At 51.3% G+C, this 16,013-nt stretch carries 15 protein-coding genes; 7 read left to right on the plus strand and 8 right to left on the minus strand.

Annotation, left to right across the window (positions count from 1 at the left end; translation table 11 throughout):
* Nucleotides 1-40 precede the first annotated feature (40 nt).
* Complete coding sequence (gene hppD, locus E4L36_RS06495) at nucleotides 41-1,075, minus strand: 4-hydroxyphenylpyruvate dioxygenase (RefSeq protein WP_136679937.1); 1,035 nt, start codon at nucleotides 1,073-1,075, stop codon at nucleotides 41-43.
* 142 nt (nucleotides 1,076-1,217) lie between these two features.
* Between hppD and E4L36_RS06500 the strand changes: the two genes are divergently transcribed.
* Nucleotides 1,218-2,093, plus strand: coding sequence for a LysR family transcriptional regulator (locus E4L36_RS06500; protein ID WP_206064517.1), 876 nt, complete (start codon nucleotides 1,218-1,220; stop codon nucleotides 2,091-2,093).
* Here the strand turns inward: E4L36_RS06500 and E4L36_RS06505 are convergent.
* From E4L36_RS06505 to E4L36_RS06520, 4 genes are all read right to left on the minus strand, one after another.
* The gene (locus E4L36_RS06505) at nucleotides 2,090-2,320 is read right to left on the minus strand and encodes a hypothetical protein (protein ID WP_136679938.1); all 231 of its coding nucleotides are present in this window, start codon (nucleotides 2,318-2,320) and stop codon (nucleotides 2,090-2,092) included. The two genes, E4L36_RS06500 and E4L36_RS06505, sit on opposite strands and share 4 nt — an antisense overlap.
* 96 nt (nucleotides 2,321-2,416) lie before the next feature.
* Nucleotides 2,417-3,037 carry a TetR/AcrR family transcriptional regulator gene (locus tag E4L36_RS06510; protein ID WP_136679939.1) on the minus strand — a complete coding sequence of 207 codons (621 nt, stop codon included), beginning with the start codon at nucleotides 3,035-3,037 and terminating at the stop codon, nucleotides 2,417-2,419.
* A gap of 85 nt (nucleotides 3,038-3,122) precedes the next feature.
* Nucleotides 3,123-4,436 carry a guanine deaminase gene (guaD, locus tag E4L36_RS06515; RefSeq protein WP_136679940.1) on the minus strand — a complete coding sequence of 438 codons (1,314 nt, stop codon included), beginning with the start codon at nucleotides 4,434-4,436 and terminating at the stop codon, nucleotides 3,123-3,125.
* A 45-nt stretch (nucleotides 4,437-4,481) separates the two neighbouring features.
* On the minus strand, nucleotides 4,482-5,933 hold the full coding sequence (locus E4L36_RS06520; RefSeq protein ID WP_136679941.1) for a PLP-dependent aminotransferase family protein: 1,452 nt from the start codon (nucleotides 5,931-5,933) through the stop codon (nucleotides 4,482-4,484).
* A gap of 175 nt (nucleotides 5,934-6,108) precedes the next feature.
* Here E4L36_RS06520 and E4L36_RS06525 point away from each other — a divergent pair, with 175 nt between their 5' ends.
* From E4L36_RS06525 to E4L36_RS06550, 6 genes are all read left to right on the plus strand, one after another.
* Complete coding sequence (locus E4L36_RS06525; RefSeq protein ID WP_127695752.1) at nucleotides 6,109-6,279, plus strand: DUF1127 domain-containing protein; 171 nt, start codon at nucleotides 6,109-6,111, stop codon at nucleotides 6,277-6,279.
* Nucleotides 6,280-7,176, plus strand: coding sequence for a DMT family transporter (locus tag E4L36_RS06530; RefSeq protein ID WP_136679942.1), 897 nt, complete (start codon nucleotides 6,280-6,282; stop codon nucleotides 7,174-7,176).
* Nucleotides 7,177-7,194: 18 nt separating this feature from the next.
* Nucleotides 7,195-8,073, plus strand: coding sequence for a PhzF family phenazine biosynthesis protein (locus E4L36_RS06535; protein ID WP_136679943.1), 879 nt, complete (start codon nucleotides 7,195-7,197; stop codon nucleotides 8,071-8,073).
* Between the two features lie 55 nt (nucleotides 8,074-8,128).
* Nucleotides 8,129-8,731: a CBS domain-containing protein gene (locus tag E4L36_RS06540; RefSeq protein ID WP_136679944.1), complete on the plus strand. Its 603-nt coding sequence runs from the start codon at nucleotides 8,129-8,131 to the stop codon at nucleotides 8,729-8,731.
* A gap of 174 nt (nucleotides 8,732-8,905) precedes the next feature.
* Nucleotides 8,906-10,063 carry a type III PLP-dependent enzyme gene (locus E4L36_RS06545; RefSeq protein ID WP_136679945.1) on the plus strand — a complete coding sequence of 386 codons (1,158 nt, stop codon included), beginning with the start codon at nucleotides 8,906-8,908 and terminating at the stop codon, nucleotides 10,061-10,063.
* A gap of 266 nt (nucleotides 10,064-10,329) precedes the next feature.
* Entirely contained in the window at nucleotides 10,330-13,905 is a 3,576-nt protein-coding gene (locus E4L36_RS06550; protein ID WP_136679946.1) for a PAS domain S-box protein, read from the plus strand.
* Here the strand turns inward: E4L36_RS06550 and E4L36_RS06555 are convergent.
* The 3 genes from E4L36_RS06555 to E4L36_RS06565 form a co-directional block, all read right to left on the minus strand.
* Entirely contained in the window at nucleotides 13,902-14,543 is a 642-nt protein-coding gene (locus E4L36_RS06555; RefSeq protein WP_136679947.1) for a TatD family nuclease-associated radical SAM protein, read from the minus strand. The two genes, E4L36_RS06550 and E4L36_RS06555, sit on opposite strands and share 4 nt — an antisense overlap.
* Before the next feature lie 114 nt (nucleotides 14,544-14,657).
* Nucleotides 14,658-15,422: a phosphonate metabolism protein PhnP gene (gene phnP / locus E4L36_RS06560; protein WP_136679948.1), complete on the minus strand. Its 765-nt coding sequence runs from the start codon at nucleotides 15,420-15,422 to the stop codon at nucleotides 14,658-14,660.
* Nucleotides 15,415-16,005, minus strand: a complete 591-nt coding sequence (locus E4L36_RS06565; protein WP_136679949.1) for a hypothetical protein — start codon at nucleotides 16,003-16,005, stop codon at nucleotides 15,415-15,417. Before E4L36_RS06565 ends, phnP begins: the two co-directional genes overlap by 8 nt.
* Nucleotides 16,006-16,013 lie beyond the last annotated feature (8 nt).

Genomic DNA, 16,013 nt, shown 5'->3' on the forward strand with positions numbered 1-16,013 from the left:
GGGTCACATCGAAAGATGTGAAGACATAATGGTGCGGGGTTTAGATCACGCCGCGGCGCTCTTGGTCGCGCTCGATCGATTCAAATAGTGCTTGGAAATTGCCCTCGCCAAAGCCAAGGTTCTCTTTGCGTTGAATCAGCTCGATAAAGATAGGGCCGAACAGGTTCTTGGTGAAAATCTGTAGCAGGTAGCCCTTTTCGTCGCCATCAACCAGCACTTGGTGGTCTTTGATACGGGCGTGATCCTCAGTGACATTTGGAACCCGATTAAAGACCTCATCGTAGTAATCATCATGGATATCTAACGTGTCGATAACACTGCGATCTAAGCGGTCCAGTGAGCCAAGCAGATCATCGGAGCGAAACGCGATGTGCTGCACACCCGGGCCATTGTATTGATCCAAATACTCATCAATCTGGTTGTTGTTATCGTCTTTGCCTTCGTTGATCGGAATGCAGAAACTGCCATCAGGCGAGCGCAGTGCATAGGATAGCAGGGCAGTTTTCTGCCCCTTGATATCAAAGTAGCGCACCTCTTCAAAGCCGAAAACATCTTTGTAGAAGTCGGACCACGTCTGCATCGTGCCTTTGTAGACGTTGTTGGTCAGGTGGTCGATCTCAATAAAGCCAAGGTTCTCGCGAATAACGGGCTCTTGGTGCGCGACAAAATCATCAGCATAGATAGAGCCTTTCTCGCCAAAGGTATCTATGAAATAGATCAAGCTGTTACCAATGCCATAGATGGCAGGGTAGTTGAGATCGGTTGTGGCGGGGTCGGCAGGCTTAGCACCGCGTTTTACCGCTTCTGCCAATGCTTGCTCGGCATTATCGACCCGCCAGCCCATTGAGCAGATCGCTGGCCCATGGGAGCGGGTAAAATCCGCCGCAAAACCCTGCTTCTCGCGGTTGAGCAAAAAATGGATATTGTTCTGGTTGAAGTAGTCGATCGCCTTGCTGCGATGCTGCTTGAGCTTAGAGAAACCAAAGGCGTAGAAAACCTTCTCCATAAAGTCGCTATCGTTACTGGCAAACTCTGTGAACTCGATACCGCGCAGACCAATGGGGTTATGACTCATAGCGTGCTACTCCTGTGTTGGGTGGAACAGATTCTTGTTGTAATCGCCTAAGGGCGTTAGTCGCTACGTTAAAAGGGTTGAATGTTTAAAGAAAGCGCAATATTTTGCTTAACATTATTAAAAAATTTGATGGAGTGTGTGAGTGGATCTGAATGCGTTACGGGTAATGCAGGCGGTTGTGGAGGCCGGTAGCTTCGCGAAAGCGGCTGAGCAGCTACATAAAACTCAATCTGCCATCAGCTATCAGGTGAGTAAGTTAGAGCAGCAGCTTGGCGGTGCTTTATTTGATCGCAGCCATTATCGGGCGCAGCTGACGCCGCTGGGTATCCGTATTCTGGAAGAGGGGCAGCGGTTACTGCTGCAAGCGGATAATCTGGACCGTATCGCTGAACAGTTTCGCCTAGGTTGGGAGCCTAATCTGGAAGTAGTGATTGATGGTATGTTGCCGCTGCCGCCGATCTTGCAGGTGTTGAAATCGATGACGGATATGGATATTCCAACCCGTATTCAGCTGCGTACAGAGTTTTTAGGAGGGGTTCAGCAGCGCTTTGAAAGGGCGCAAGCTGATCTGATGTTGGCGCTTGTTCATGAGCCTTCAGAACAACTAGAGCAGCAACGGTTAGCGCCAATTAATACCATGCTGATGACCTCTCCGGCGCACCCATTAGCGGGGCAATCGCACTGTACGCTCGAAACGCTGCGCCAGTATGTCGAGCTGACAGTGCACGATTCGAGCTTTGATCGTGCGCATGGTGGGCGGCAAACCTTTGGTGGCGAGAAGGTCTTTTATCTGAGCGATTTTGCAGCCAAAAAAGCAGCCATCTGTCAGGGGCTTGGTTTTGGCTGGCTGCCTGAGTTTCTGGTTAAGGACGAGTTAGCCGAAGGTGAGCTGGTGGAGGTCTCTTATATTGGTGGGGCTCGGTTAAGCTATACGCCACGCCTAGTCTGGCGTGCCAGCCAACCGCTTGGCAAAGCCGGGCTGCACCTTAAGGCGCAGCTGGCGGCTGCATTTAGCTAGCGCTTGGAAATCTCGCGCATTAAGCCAGAGAGGTCTAAGCCAAGATCATCGGCCATTTTCTCAACATCGGTGCTGCTACGTGGCGGCGCAGCGAGCTTCTGACGCTCACGGCGTGCGGCCGTTTCAGCGGCCCTCTCTGCAGCACGTTTTTCAAGTGCAGTATGGATTGCCTCTAGCTGCTGCAAGGTGCAGTGGCGCAATAAGGTCTGGATCGGATCTTCGCTCATTGGTCGCTTTTGTTCCCCAATCAAAAAACTTCCCTACATTAAGCGACGTGCTCATGACGCGTCGTGGGTCCCTTTCCAACTAAGCATAGCGCAATTTTACGACGATTCTGGCAAGCTCAGACCACAACCGCGTAGTGTTAGACGGCATATTAGGTCGGCCGCGGTTTGATAATCTTCAGTATCCAGCTGCGCTTTTCCTGTGACGGAGCGTATCTGCCAATCGAAATCAGCATAGGTTTGAGTCGAGGCCCACAGGGTAAACAGTAGATGGTGTGGATCAACACGATCCATTTTGCCAGCATCCATCCACTCATTGAGTTTTGCAGTACACATCACCGTTTGTGCCATCAGCTTGGCTGCGATATCCGCAGGCAGGTGGGGCGCACCGTGCATGATCTCGTTTGCGAACACCTTGGAGGCGTCGGGGTGCTCTTGGGAGATGCGAATTTTGGTGTGGATATATTCCGCCAGCGCGATAGCTGGATCATCGTGGCGCTCAAACGGGTCAGAGGCCGCCAGAATAGGGTCGATAATCGATTCCAGTACGCAGCGGTAGAGGTTCTGCTTGTTTTGGAAATAGTAATAGATATTGGGCTTTGGCAGGTTAACCTGCTTGGCGATATCGATGATTTTGGTGCCTGCGTAGCCACTTTTTGCAAACTCGATGCAAGCGGCGCGAAGGATAATTTCGTGATTACGTGCGCGGATACGGCTCATGGTGCTGGGGTGTGCTCGATAGTAAATGGGGCAATGCTATGCGGCCTGTTGCCAAGCCGCAAGGCGACGATAGTGGAGCGGTGATTTAAGCGCTGGGTTTACGCCATGCTAAGTCGCCACTGACGTAGGTTGCCTCGATAGCGCGATCATCACCCAGCATCATCAAGACAAATAGCTGCTCTTCGATGGCGCTTGCGTTGGCCATACGGGCGGAGATCAGCGGCGTCGCGTTGAGATCCAGCACGATAAAATCAGCTTCGCTACCAGAGGTTAGGTTGCCGACTTTGTCATCAATGTGCAGCGCCCGTGCACCGCCCAGTGTGGCTAAGTAGAGTGATTTCAGCGGTGAGAGTTTGGCATCTTGTAGCTGCATCACTTTGTAGGCTTCGTTAAGGGTTTGCAGCATAGAAAAGCTGGTACCAGCCCCCACATCGGTGCCTAGCCCAACAGCAACATCATGCTGCTCCATCATGGGTAAGTTGAAAAGGCCACTGCCGAGAAAGAGGTTTGAGGTTGGACAAAACGCAATGGCTGACTCGGAATCACGCAGTTGGCAGCAATCGGTATCGTTAAGATGGATGCCATGCGCAAAGACGCTACGTTTACCCAGTAAATTATGCTGTTTATAGACATCAAGGTAGCTTTCGCTGGTGGGGAATAGCTCGCTCACCCACGCGCACTCTTGCTTATTCTCGGCAAGATGGGTGTGGAGATACAAACCCTCGTACTCACTTAGCAGGCGTGCGGCCTGGTCAAGCTGCGCTGGCGTACTGGTGGGCGCAAAGCGCGGTGTCACGGCGTATGCCAGCCGATCTTTATGGTGCCACTTCTCGATGAGCTGCTTGCTCTGGGTGTAGCTTTGCTCGGGCGTATCCGTCAGGTAATCCGGTGCGTTCCGGTCCATCATCACTTTGCCGCAGATCATCCGCAGCTTGCGCTGCTGCGCCACAGTGAAAAACGCATCCACTGATTCTGGATGCACCGTACCAAAGACCAGCGCAGTGGTGGTGCCGTTGCGCATTAGCTCGTCGAGAAAGAGCGTAGCGACGCGCTTGGCATGGTCTGCATCGGCGAAGGCTTGCTCGGTTGGGAAGGTGTAGTTGTTGAGCCAATCGAGGAGCTGCTCTCCGTAGGAGGCGATCATCTCTGTTTGTGGGTAGTGAATGTGAGTATCAACAAACCCAGCAGTTAGCAGATGGTTTGGGTAATGGGTGATGGGCACATCGGCAGGCAGTGTTCGCAGGATTTGTTCTGCTTCGCCTAGCTGTACGATCTTGCCATCGGAAACGACCAGCAAACCATCTTGAAAATACTCATAGCTATCTTGCTCGGCGCTGCTAGCTGGGTCGTCAAGCATATGGATAATGGCAGCGCGATAGGCATGGCGTGATGCAGTCATAAGGTGGTCGTTTCCTGTCTTGAAAGTCAGTTTAAGAGCGCGGCATTATACCCGCTTCGTTCCGTTAAGGGTGGCTTTTTGCTCTGTGATCAATTGAGCGGCCAGTTCACCCACGCGCTTGACCGCCGCTTCATTCTTGGCGTTGGGTGGATCGGTAAAGTTGAGGCGCATACAGTTTTGATATTTACCAGATGCCGAAAAAAGTACACCGGGGGCGATGCAGATATTTTCCGGGATCAGGTATTCGTTTAGCTCACTTGTATCGAGTTCTGATGGCAGCTCGACCCATAAAAGAAAGCCGCCATGGGGGTAGCTGATCTTGGTGCCAGCCGGGAAGTACTTCTCGATCCAGCCAATCATGACGTCGCGGCTCTGCTGATACTGGGCGCGCATCTTACGTACATGGCGCTCATAGCCACCCTGCGCGATAAACTCGGCGATCGCCATTTGCGGCAAAGTGGCGGTGCTGGCAGTGACCACGTACTTCATATGGATCACTTGATTGAGATAGCGCCCCGGTGCGCACCAACCGACGCGCAGCCCCGGCGCGAGTGTTTTCGAGAAGGATGAGCAATAAAGTACACGCCCTTCGGTATCAAAGGATTTCAGCGCAGGGGGGCGCGGCGCCTGATAGGCCAAATCACCATAGATATCATCTTCAATGATGGGCAGGTCGTAGCGCTTAGTCATTGCGAGTAGGCGCTTTTTGTTCGCCTCTGGCATTGTGTAGCCTAGCGGGTTGTTGCACGTAGGGGTGATTTGAATAGCTTTGATCGGCCACTGTTCCAAAGCCAGCTCAAGGGCTTCAAGACTGATGCCCGTTTCAGGATGCGTAGGGATTTCGAGCGCTTTTAAACCCTGCGCCTTCACCGCTTGCATCGAGCCATAGAAGCTGGGTGAATCAACCGCAACAATATCACCGGGTTCTGTCACTGCTCGTAAGCTGGTGGAAATCGCCTCTTGGCAGCCCGTGGTGGTGACGATGTCATCAGGGTGCAGCACGCAACCAGCATCCACCATAAGGCGAGCAATCTGCAAACGCAGATTATCGGAGCCTCTTAGGTGTTCATAGTTGAGCGTGGCCAGCGGGTCTTGCCGGTTGAGATCCGCCATGATGCGGCTTAGGGGTTTAAGCGTTGCGGCCCCTAGTTCCGGAATAGCGCGCCCGAGCTGGATCATCTCCCTATTTGTGTTGGCGCACAGCAGCTCCAGTACATCCTCCCATTGCGATACTTCCATCGGACGCTGGGCGGGGCGGCTTAGATCGGGTAGCTGCTGAGGTGACTTGCTTTGTGCTAAGACATAGAAGCCTGACTTGGGCCGAACTTCTGCTCGGCCTTGTTCTTCAAGGAGGCGGTAGGCTTCTTGTGCTGTTGAGATGCTAACACCATGCGCTTGGCTGATGGCTCTGATAGAGGGCAGCTTTTCGCCAACTTGATAGTAAGACTGATCGATCCGTGCCGCGATGGCATCCGCCACTTGTTCATAAAGTTTCATGACAGTTTGTCGCCTTGGTTTATCGCTACCAGTACAGTTTATAGCTTAGAAGCCATGACAGTTATCTGTGCTGTTTTATCTGTGCTGGTTTTATTTTTTGTTTCTAAATCTGTAATGGCTTCAGGGTAGCGCATAGCATAGATGCTGTAAATTCAATTACGTGGAGGGAGTTCACATGTTCGTTATCGGTTTGCTTAATACAGTTTGGCAAAAGTTGCAGCGCATGGCCCGCTGCTATCGCACCCGCAAACAACTAGCCATGCTTGATGCACGAGCACTAAAAGATATTGGTGTATCGCGCGCGGATGCGTTGGAAGAATCACGTAAGCCATTTTGGAGGTGCTAGATGTGGGCAGGTAGCACCCCGCTAGCGGAAAAGTCGGGGCTTTCGGACGATGTAAAAGGCTTGCTTTATGGCACGTTCGCTGTGGTGCTGTTTGGCCTAACGCTGCCAGCATCGCGCTGGAGCGTGACCTATTTTGATCCGGTCAGTGTGGGTTTTGGCCGTTCGGCCATCGCTTCTGTGGTTGCTGCAGCACTGCTGTTGCTCTATCGCGCGCAGTGGCCTTCTAGGAGCCAGATTAAGCGCTTGCTGTTGACCTCGTGTGGTGTGGTGTTTGGCTTTCCAGTGCTTTCTGCGATCGCTATGAAAAGCGTTGAAGCGTCCCACGGTGGTGTCGTGATGGGGATTCTGCCCTTGCTAACCGCCATCTGTGCGGCCTGGATTGCAAAGGAGCGCTGTGGTTTGGGGTTTTGGCTCTGTAGTGTGTCAGGCGCGCTGGTCGTAACGCTTTTTATGGCCCGTGATGGTGTTGGCGCGCTAGCTGCTGGTGATCTTGTGTTGGTTGCAGCGGTTGTGTTGGCGGCCCTTGGTTATGCGTTAGGCGGCCAGCTTTCACGCGAAATGCCCGGTTGGCAAGTGATCTGCTGGACATTGGTGTTAGCTGCTCCGGTTACGTGGCCCACTTATCTGCTGCTGGGTGTGGAGCCTAATACCCACAGTTGGATAGGGTGGGGGAGTTTTCTCTATTTAGCGCTCGTGAGCCAACTGTTCGGCTTTTTCCTGTGGAACAAGGGTTTGGCGTTGGGCGGTATTGCTGCGGTGAGCCAAACACAGCTGTTGCAGCCATTTATTACCATAGCGTTTGCTGTCACCTTTATGGGCGAGGTGCTAGATCAATGGACATTGGCCTGTGCGTTAACGGTCGTCGCGTTGGTGTATTGGGGACGGCGTTTTAAATAACCAAAAGGAGTCGCGCAGATGAAAACTTTAACTTACTACACGTTAGATGTGTTTACGCAAACGGCGTTTACCGGTAATCCGCTGGCAGTATTTGTGGATGCGCAGGGGTTATCCGATCAACAAATGCAGCAGATTGCGCGTGAAATGAACCTATCTGAAACAGTGTTCATCACGGAAAAAGCAGGGGATGCCGCTTGGTCTGTGCGAATCTTCATGCCTCAAGGCGAGATCCCATTTGCAGGGCATCCTACTGTGGGTACGGCGGTACTGCTGGATTATCTAAAGTGGCTGCCAGAGGGGGCTGACAATTTAGTGTTAAATGAGCAGGTTGGGCCGGTGCCGATAGTGATTGAGCGTGGAGCGGATAGCGTCAAAGCCACGCTGCGCAGTGCGGTAACTCCCACTTATAAAGCTAGCCATTTAACCGCTCAATCGGTAAGCGAAATGGTGGGGTTAGCGAGTGATGCGGTGGTTGGTGAACCATGGATTGGTAATAGCGGTGTGCCTTATCAGTTGGTGCAATTGAGCAACTCGCAGCAGCTAGAGAGTGTTCAGCTAGATCTTGCCGCATGGCGAGCGCATTTAGGGGCCGATGCGGTGCCTGATCTGTGTTTGTTCGTAGCGGACAAAGCCAATCAGACAATCCATATGCGTATGTTTTGCCCTGCTTGTGGGGTTTTGGAAGATCCAGCAACGGGCAGCGCGGCTGCGGCACTGGTAGGCAGCTTGGCGCTGCGTAATGGGTGGTTTGGCACTTGGCAGATTACTCAAGGTGCGGAGATTGGCCGCCCTTCGCTTATTGAAGCTGGCACCGAACGTGTTGGGCAAGAAAATATTGTTAGCGTTGGTGGGCATGCTGTGGTGGTTGCCCGCGGGGAACTGATGTTGCCAAAGTGAACTCTTACGGTTAACTGCTAAGCTAAAAGAAAAACAAAAACGCCGGAGGCTTATTATGTTTCAGGAGTTTCGCCATATCCGTCTGCAAGAGATTACCGATGTCACACACCTGTTAACGCCGGCTCAGTTGCAAGCTCAAGTGGGCTTGCACAGCCCGGCCGTCGATGTCATGACCGATTTTGAACACACCGAACCTGTTACCGTGTCACAAAACATGCAGGTTGATGAAGCGCTAGAGTACATGAAACACCAGCATGTACGTTTGTTGTTTACGCTTGATGAGTCTGGAGATGTGGCGGGCATTATCAGTGCACGCGATATTATGGGTCGGCGCGTCATCTCGTGCATGGAGACCAGAGGGCTCGCGCGGGAGGATGTTCAAGTTAAACACATCATGATGCCGCGAGATCAGCTACAAGCCTTAACCCATGAGCAGGTTCAACATGCCAAGATTGGCGATGTTATGTTGACGCTGAAAGACTCGGGTGGGCAGCACGTGTTGGTTATCGATACCAGCCTTGCGGGAGTGAAACGCATCCGCGGAATCATCTCCGCGAGTGATATCTCGCGGCTCCTAAAGATTGGTTTTGATGTGATGTACGAGGCTAAGTCCTTCGCTGATATCGAGCGCGTGCTGGGGCATGGTGTAGAGGTTTAGCCGCGTTGTGAGGTGGTATCCAAGGCTGTACTGAATTTCATCGGTACAGCCTTTTTTTGTTAATAAAATTCACTTTCTTGAGACCGCACTTTTATCTATACTCCGCCGCCTATCCCTTAGGGGGTATTTACAAATTTTACTACTTATGTTTTTGCTTTTGGAGTATCGCTACGAGTGAACTGCCCAGATCATCTGCGCCCTGAGGCGTGGCAACGTATTTTGAGCTTTGCTGAGCGCAAAGAAACACCCTTTTTGGTTGTTGACCTAAACACAATCCGCGAGAAATACCTTGAGCTTGTGGATGGTTTCAAATACGCGAGCGTATATTACGCTGTTAAAGCGAACCCAGCCAACGAGGTGATCTCGCTGCTGGCTGAGCTGGGGTCTAATTTTGATATCGCCTCGATCTATGAGTTGGATCGGGTTTTGAGTCATGGCGTCGATCCGGCGCGCTGTAGCTACGGCAACACCATCAAGAAAAAGCGTGATATTGCATACTTCTATGAGAGGGGTGTGCGTATGTATGCCACAGACTCAGAGGAAGATATTCGTCAAATTGCTGAGGTCGCGCCGGGTTCACGTATCTATATTCGTATTCTGACCGAGGGCTCTGAAGGCGCTGATTGGCCGCTATCACGTAAGTTTGGTTGCAACCCAGAGATGGCTGTGGAGTTGGCTGTTTTGGCGCGTGATCTTGGCCTTGAGCCGTATGGTGTATCGTTCCATGTGGGGTCTCAGCAGCGAGAAATCGATATTTGGGATGGTGCCATCGCGAAGGTAAAAGTGGTTTGGGATCGTCTGTACAACGAATATGACATCAAACTGAAGATGATCAACTTGGGTGGCGGCTTTCCTGCTCAGTACATTCAAAAAACCAATCCATTCGAGACCTATGTGCAGGAGATCACCCGTTTTCTCTCAGAGGATTTTCCAGATGAAGTACCTGAAATTATCTTAGAGCCTGGCCGCTCACTCGTCGGTGATTCTGGGGTGATGGTATCAGAGGTGGTATTGGTTTCTCGTAAGTCAGCTACCGCGCTAGAGCGTTGGGTGTACACGGATGTTGGCAAATTCAATGGCTTGATCGAAACGCTGGATGAGTCGATTAAATATCAGATCTGTACCGAGCGTGATGGTGAAGAGGAGGAGGTGGTTATTGCCGGGCCAACCTGCGATAGCATGGATATCATGTACGAAAATCACAAGTACACATTACCGCTCTCTTTGCAGCCAGGTGATCGGATGTATTGGCTAGCCACGGGGGCCTATACCAGCAGTTATTGCTCAGTAGAGTTCAATGGTTTTCCGCCCTTGAAGACCTACTTTGTCTAGCTGAACTCTACCGGCTGAAAGCGCTCATTTGGGCGCTTTTCTGCGGGTATGGCAGCACGTATTTTGCTGGGTTCAGCTATCGCGATTTAGGTATGATTTCGCTTGTGTTGATCCAGGTTATGCGATGTTAGCCTTTTGTCTTAGCTCGTAGGGGTTGTCGCTTATTTGGTGCTATAGTTGAGTCACATAGCAAGGCTGCAGTTTACGAGCATTAACGCCTTTTGCTTTCTTTGCGGCTTTCCAACTCGACAATTAAAAGAAGAAAAATGAGCATCAGTGAGACGCTTGATTTAGCACGTCTGGAGTCTGGTGATAGAAGGATTATTGGGCGCTACCGTTGTGGCGATAGATGCCTTCTGGATCTCAAATCAAAGGAAACGGACTTCTTAGGCTTTTCGATCGAACAGTGGCAAGCTGCGGATTTTTTTATCAGCAGAGTGCACCCTGAAGATCGCCCGCGCCTGCCCTCTGGCGGTCAGATTCAGCATGAAAGCTACGCCGAATCCTTGCGTTTAAAAGGCGAGGCTGGGCGTTATCATGCAGTTGATTGCTACCTATTTCGTGCCCATGCTGATGATAAAAACCTGTTGGGTGTTGAGTTGATTGCGCACGGCAAACAGCATTTTTCGCCGGGTGATGCTCGCGACGTTCTTGAACGGGTTAACTTTACAGTTTATTGGGTTGATGCTAACGGTGTTGTGTTTGACTGCAATCAGGCTGCCTATCGAAATTTAGGAATGCAGCGCGAAGAGCTGATTGGGTTGCCGGTCTCTGCGTTTGATCTCTTTGTAGCACGCGGCAGTTTTAAGCAGATTATGCACTCCCAACTGCAAGACGATAACTTGTTCCACTTTGAAACCTTGCACAAGCGCAAAGATGGTTCCATGTATGCATTAGAAGTGCATGGGCAGAAGTTGCTCTCAAGCAGTGGTAAGGATGTTTACGTGGGCATTGGGCAAAGTCTTGAGGATCGTAATAGAACCCTGCGTGCGCTAGAACAGGAGCATCACCGCGCCAACTATTATCTCGATATTGCGGGAGTCATCATTGTCACGCTCGATGATAACGGCTGTGTCACGATGCTCAATCGTTTTGCATGTGAACTGTTTGGGATCGAGCAAGACGCCGCTATCGGGCTTAACTGGTTTGATAGCTTTCTGCCGCCAGAGAGCCGCCAGCCTGCATCTGATGCCTACCAGCGTTTACTCGCCTCGGATAAACAGCCTAAGCAAGAGATTGAGCGTCCTATTATCACCCAGCAAGGTGAGTATCGTTTGATTCGTTGGAACAATCGTATGCTCGAAGACGAGAACGGTGAGCGTATCGGAATTCTCTCATCTGGGAGCGATATTACCGCCCAGCGTGCGTCAGAGCAGACGTTATTGGCGGAGAAGAGTCGGCTTCGCACCTTGATTGATTCGATCCCGGATTTGGTTTCGTTCAAAGACAACGAGTCGCGGTATCTTGGCTGTAATAAAGCCTTCGAGATGATGAGTGGCAAAGCTGAGTCTGAGCTGGTGGGCACAGATGATTTCACCCTCTTTGGAGATACTGAGAGCGCTAAACGGATGCGTGGTGGCGACGAGGAGGTGCTTGGTAGCCAAAAGCCGTTACGCATCAACGAATGGGTGACCTATGCAGATGGCAGAAAAGTACTCCTAGATACCTTTAAAACGCCAGTCTACGACGGTGACCAACGGATGGTTGGCGTACTGGGCGTGAGCCGCGATATTACTGAGAACACGATGCTCAGTGGGCAGCTATCGTTGGTCAATGCGATGGTGGATATCAGCTTAGATCCGCTTATTTGCACGGTGCCAGATAAGGGTTTTAAGATCGTGTACGCGAACAGTGCCGCCATTAAGCACTTTGACGTGCCCGCTACACAACTTTACCAAACCAAGCTCGTTGATTGGGATACAAAATGTTCGCTTGAGGATATACAGCGGCGTTGGCAGGAGATTCAGCATACACAGCGTATCGCACGCACAACGCACAGACTGCGCAGTGGCGAAGAGATTCCCGTTGAGGTTTCATCACGGCCTTTTGTCTATGAAGACACCACTTACATGATCACCGTATTTAAGGATATTCGTGATCGGATCAGTTATGAAGAGGCGGTGAAAACTGCGGAGCAGCGTTCACGCTTGTTGCTTGAGCACACCAATGAAGGGATCTTTGGCGTCGATGCTAGCGGTGTGATGACCTTTATCAACCCGGCTGCAGCGAAGATGTTGGGCTATCGTGCTTATGAGCTGATCGGCCGCAAAGCAGGTACTCTGATTCATTCAAAGCGTGAGGATGGCTCCGCTATTGATGAGTTTGAGTGCAGTATCATGAAGTCGATCAGAGATGGCCGCAGCTATCGAATTGAGCATGATGTGTTTTGGTGCCGAGATGGCCACTCAATTCCAGTGGAGTATTGGAGTTCGCCAATTCACGACGATGATCGCGTTTCTGGTGCGGTAGTTACCTTTCACGATATTACCCACCGACGTAAAGCCGAGGAGCAGATCCGTTATCTTGCTTTTCATGACGCGTTGACTGGTTTGCCGAATCGGCGTTTGTTCCTTGATCGTTTTGAGCATGAGTTGAGCTTGGATCGGCGTTCTGGTCAGCACTCGGCCCTGCATCTTTTGGATATCGACCACTTCAAAGAGGTGAACGATTCGCTTGGGCATCCTGCAGGTGATCAACTGCTGATTGAGGTCGCAAAGCGGATTCAAGAGAGCCTGCGTGATGGCGATACATTCGCGCGTTTAGGGGGCGATGAGTTTGCGATACTGCAAAGCAGTGTGACAACGCCGTCGGATATTGCGGTCATGGCTGAGAAGGTGATTCAGTGTTTTGAACAGCCGTTTGACTTTTTAGGGAATAAACTCAAAACCAATACCAGCATCGGTATTGTCCTGTGCGATGAGCACGTGAGTGCGGATGATCTGATTACACGGGCTGATATCGCGCTTTATCAGGCGAAGGAGCGTGGCCGAGGTTGCTACATCTTCTATCAGTCAGAGATGACTGAGCGTGTCCAGCGCGAGGCCGAACTTGCACATATGCTCAGTAGCGCGCGCTTCTTGCAGCAGCTGCATATGGAATACCAGCCACAGTTTTGCTGCCAAAGCGGTAAGTTGATCGGTTTTGAGGCGCTATTGCGCTGGCAGCATCCTGAGATCGGCGCGATTTCGCCATTGACCTTTATTCCTGTCGCTGAAAAGCGTGGCATGATCGACGATATCGGCTTTTGGGTGGCGCAGCATGTTGCGACACAGATCGCGAGCTGGGATGAATCCGGTTACCAGTTTGGTGCAGTCTCTTTCAATCTTTCGCCCGTGCAACTGCGCAATCAGGAGGGCGTTCAGGCGCTTCTTGAGCTGCTGATCGATTCGGAGTTACCGCTCGGTACCTTTGAAGTGGAGATCACTGAGTCAGCGTGTATGGATGCTGGTAGCGAGGTGCTTGATATGCTCGAGAGTGCCGCTTCGTCGGGCCTGCGTTTGGCTATTGATGACTTTGGTACGGGTTACTCTTCCATGGTCGCGTTGAAGCAGTTGAGTGCGTCTCGGCTGAAGATTGATCGTAGCTTTGTGCGTGATATGTTGGATGACCCAAATGATCGACAGATTGTGAGTGCCACCATCGCGCTTGGCCACTCGTTAGGCCTTGAAGTCGTCGCAGAGGGTGTTGAAACCGCGCAGCAGCTCGAGGTTTTGCGTGAGCTAGGTTGTGATGTTGTGCAGGGGTATTTTTTGGGAATGCCGCTAGGGAGCGAGTTAGTATCGACTTTCCTCGCTCAGGGGCAGTTGATCTATACCGCGTTTCCGAAGCGCGCTAACGCTTAACCGACAACGTCTAGCGCGCGGGAGCGGAACTTTGCTCCACGCTCCGCTGCAATACGCGCGCACGAGGGTATATCGATCCCCTCTAAGCCCTCGATGGCAGTGACAGTGGTGTCGGGGATCCAGCTGGCGGAGCGTTCAATGAATGCTAAAACTGCCGGATAGCTATGAGGTAGGCTTGGCGCGCAGTGCTTTTCGTATAGGTATTCGTTTTGAGCATTTAACGAAACAGACACAGCGTCAATGCAGGTAGAGAGTAGTGGAATAATGTCCTCTTTATGGAAGAGGTTGCCTAAGCCATCTGTATTCAGCCGTGTCTTTCCGCCCGCTGCTTTGACGGCATTTGCAACACTTACAAGCGCTTTTAAGCGCAGTGTTGGCTCGCCATAACCGCAAAAAACAATCTCTTCATAGGCCGTTGGGTCGCCGATCTTTTCAATAATAGCTTCTGGGCTTGGCCGTGATCCTAGTGCTAACTGATAATCGTGTACCTTTGTGGTGCCGTTGTGCTTAGGGCAGAACTTACAGGCAAGTGTGCATCGATCAGTGAGGTTGATGTAAAGGCGGTTATCAATTTGATAGACCAGTATGTCGGCTTGCTGTTGGCAAGCACGCTTGGTTGGATTAGGGCGCGCTTTCATGGTGAATCCCTGACTGGTTAAACGGCACCCCTATTATATGAACACCACTTGCGCTCGCGATTTGATGAGCGTCAAGCACATACAACAAACGTCTTATATTTATATCATCATTTTCTAATTTAAAGGTATGCGCATACCGTCATAAGCCAGTGTAACGTTCGCCGGCAGGGAACCGGGGTTTTTATCAAGCCAGTTCTCTAGCTTGTGGCTGATGTGCGTCAGGAATGTTTGTTTGGGTTGTAACCTTTGCACAATGCGTAGTGCTTCATTGAGGTCATTATGGTTTCTGGGGCGTTCCTTTCGGGGAGGCTCTGCGCAATCCAAGATAAGGATGTCCAAAGGGGTTTGGTTTAGAAAGTCTGCGGTTTCATCTGCGATGCCACTCGTGTCTGTTAAATAGGCGAGTCGAGTGGATTTTGCTTGAATTACATAGCCGAACGTTGGTTTAGAGTGCTGCAGTGGAACGGGTGTTGCGGTGAACAGGTCAAACTCAACACATTCAAATGCGGTCAGCGGCGTCTGAAAGGCTAGGCATCCGGGGTGTTTATAAAGATCATCACAGCCTTTTGGGTCATCGGGGCGGAATACTGGGATGGCATGATCGATGTTGCCCCAGCGTAGGTGAAATAGCCCCTGTACGTGATCCATATGAAAGTGTGTCAGGAGTACGCGCTGAATATCGCTTGGGGCGAATAACTCGGCAAGGTCTGTTCTACCGGCATCAACTAGGGTGTTACCACTCGGAGTGCTCAGCATGGCGCTGGCGGGTTTGCGCTGCTTAGTTGCGTCTTTTGTCGCGCGTTGACACGCGTTGCATGTGCAGCCCCATACCGGTATTTGTGCTGCGCCTCCTGTGCCAAGGAAGACAAACTCAAGCATGATCTACGCACACCTCGTGGTGGTTTTTTTCGGTGTTTAAGTGCATGCGAATCAAAGTTTCCAATGCTTGAATAGTTTTGTTGATGTCACGCTCAAGCTTTATGAGGTGGCAGTGGGGGGCTAATGATGTGACGTACGCTTGCGCGCGTATCAAGCGTGCTTCAATCTCACTGGATGATGCTGTGCCTGATTGCAGCATTTGGCTGCGCAGCAGGTTGTTATCGGCATGTATTAGAATGGGGACCAGTTTTTTACCAAAGTGAGCTTTGGCGGTTTTTAGGCTTTCGCGAGAGCCTTTCACGAGTACTGATTGCCCCAGCGCAAGCCAAGCTTCAGTTTCGCTACCCAGTCCGTAGCTATTACCGTTGGCTTCCCAGCGAAAAATGATGCGCTGCATGGCGCTGCGTCGTTGAAACTCTTCTGATGATAGGCCAATATCGTTACGATCTATGTGGGCTGGAAGTGGGGCGCGGTAGCGGGGAGCGATCATTAATGAGTCATTGGTAATCAGCGTCTTTAGAGCGTTGATTAGTGTATCTTTTTGGCTGCCGGAGGCACCCATTAGGTAAAAAACGTTAGCCATTTACACTC

Origin of the sequence: Neptunomonas sp. XY-337 (assembly GCF_004959845.1) — a bacterium.
Lineage (GTDB): Bacteria > Pseudomonadota > Gammaproteobacteria > Pseudomonadales > Balneatricaceae > Neptunomonas > Neptunomonas marina.

Coding starts and splice junctions, on each gene's coding strand:
- E4L36_RS06550 (WP_136679946.1), top strand. CDS start 10,330: ATGAGCATCAGTGAGACGCTTGATTTAGCACGTCTGGAGTCTGGTGAT.
- E4L36_RS06525 (WP_127695752.1), top strand. CDS start 6,109: ATGTTCGTTATCGGTTTGCTTAATACAGTTTGGCAAAAGTTGCAGCGC.
- E4L36_RS06565 (WP_136679949.1), bottom strand. CDS start 16,005: ATGGCTAACGTTTTTTACCTAATGGGTGCCTCCGGCAGCCAAAAAGAT.
- E4L36_RS06530 (WP_136679942.1), top strand. CDS start 6,280: ATGTGGGCAGGTAGCACCCCGCTAGCGGAAAAGTCGGGGCTTTCGGAC.
- guaD (WP_136679940.1), bottom strand. CDS start 4,436: ATGACTGCATCACGCCATGCCTATCGCGCTGCCATTATCCATATGCTT.
- hppD (WP_136679937.1), bottom strand. CDS start 1,075: ATGAGTCATAACCCCATTGGTCTGCGCGGTATCGAGTTCACAGAGTTT.
- E4L36_RS06505 (WP_136679938.1), bottom strand. CDS start 2,320: ATGAGCGAAGATCCGATCCAGACCTTATTGCGCCACTGCACCTTGCAG.
- E4L36_RS06520 (WP_136679941.1), bottom strand. CDS start 5,933: ATGAAACTTTATGAACAAGTGGCGGATGCCATCGCGGCACGGATCGAT.
- E4L36_RS06535 (WP_136679943.1), top strand. CDS start 7,195: ATGAAAACTTTAACTTACTACACGTTAGATGTGTTTACGCAAACGGCG.
- E4L36_RS06510 (WP_136679939.1), bottom strand. CDS start 3,037: ATGAGCCGTATCCGCGCACGTAATCACGAAATTATCCTTCGCGCCGCT.
- E4L36_RS06540 (WP_136679944.1), top strand. CDS start 8,129: ATGTTTCAGGAGTTTCGCCATATCCGTCTGCAAGAGATTACCGATGTC.
- E4L36_RS06555 (WP_136679947.1), bottom strand. CDS start 14,543: ATGAAAGCGCGCCCTAATCCAACCAAGCGTGCTTGCCAACAGCAAGCC.
- phnP (WP_136679948.1), bottom strand. CDS start 15,422: ATGCTTGAGTTTGTCTTCCTTGGCACAGGAGGCGCAGCACAAATACCG.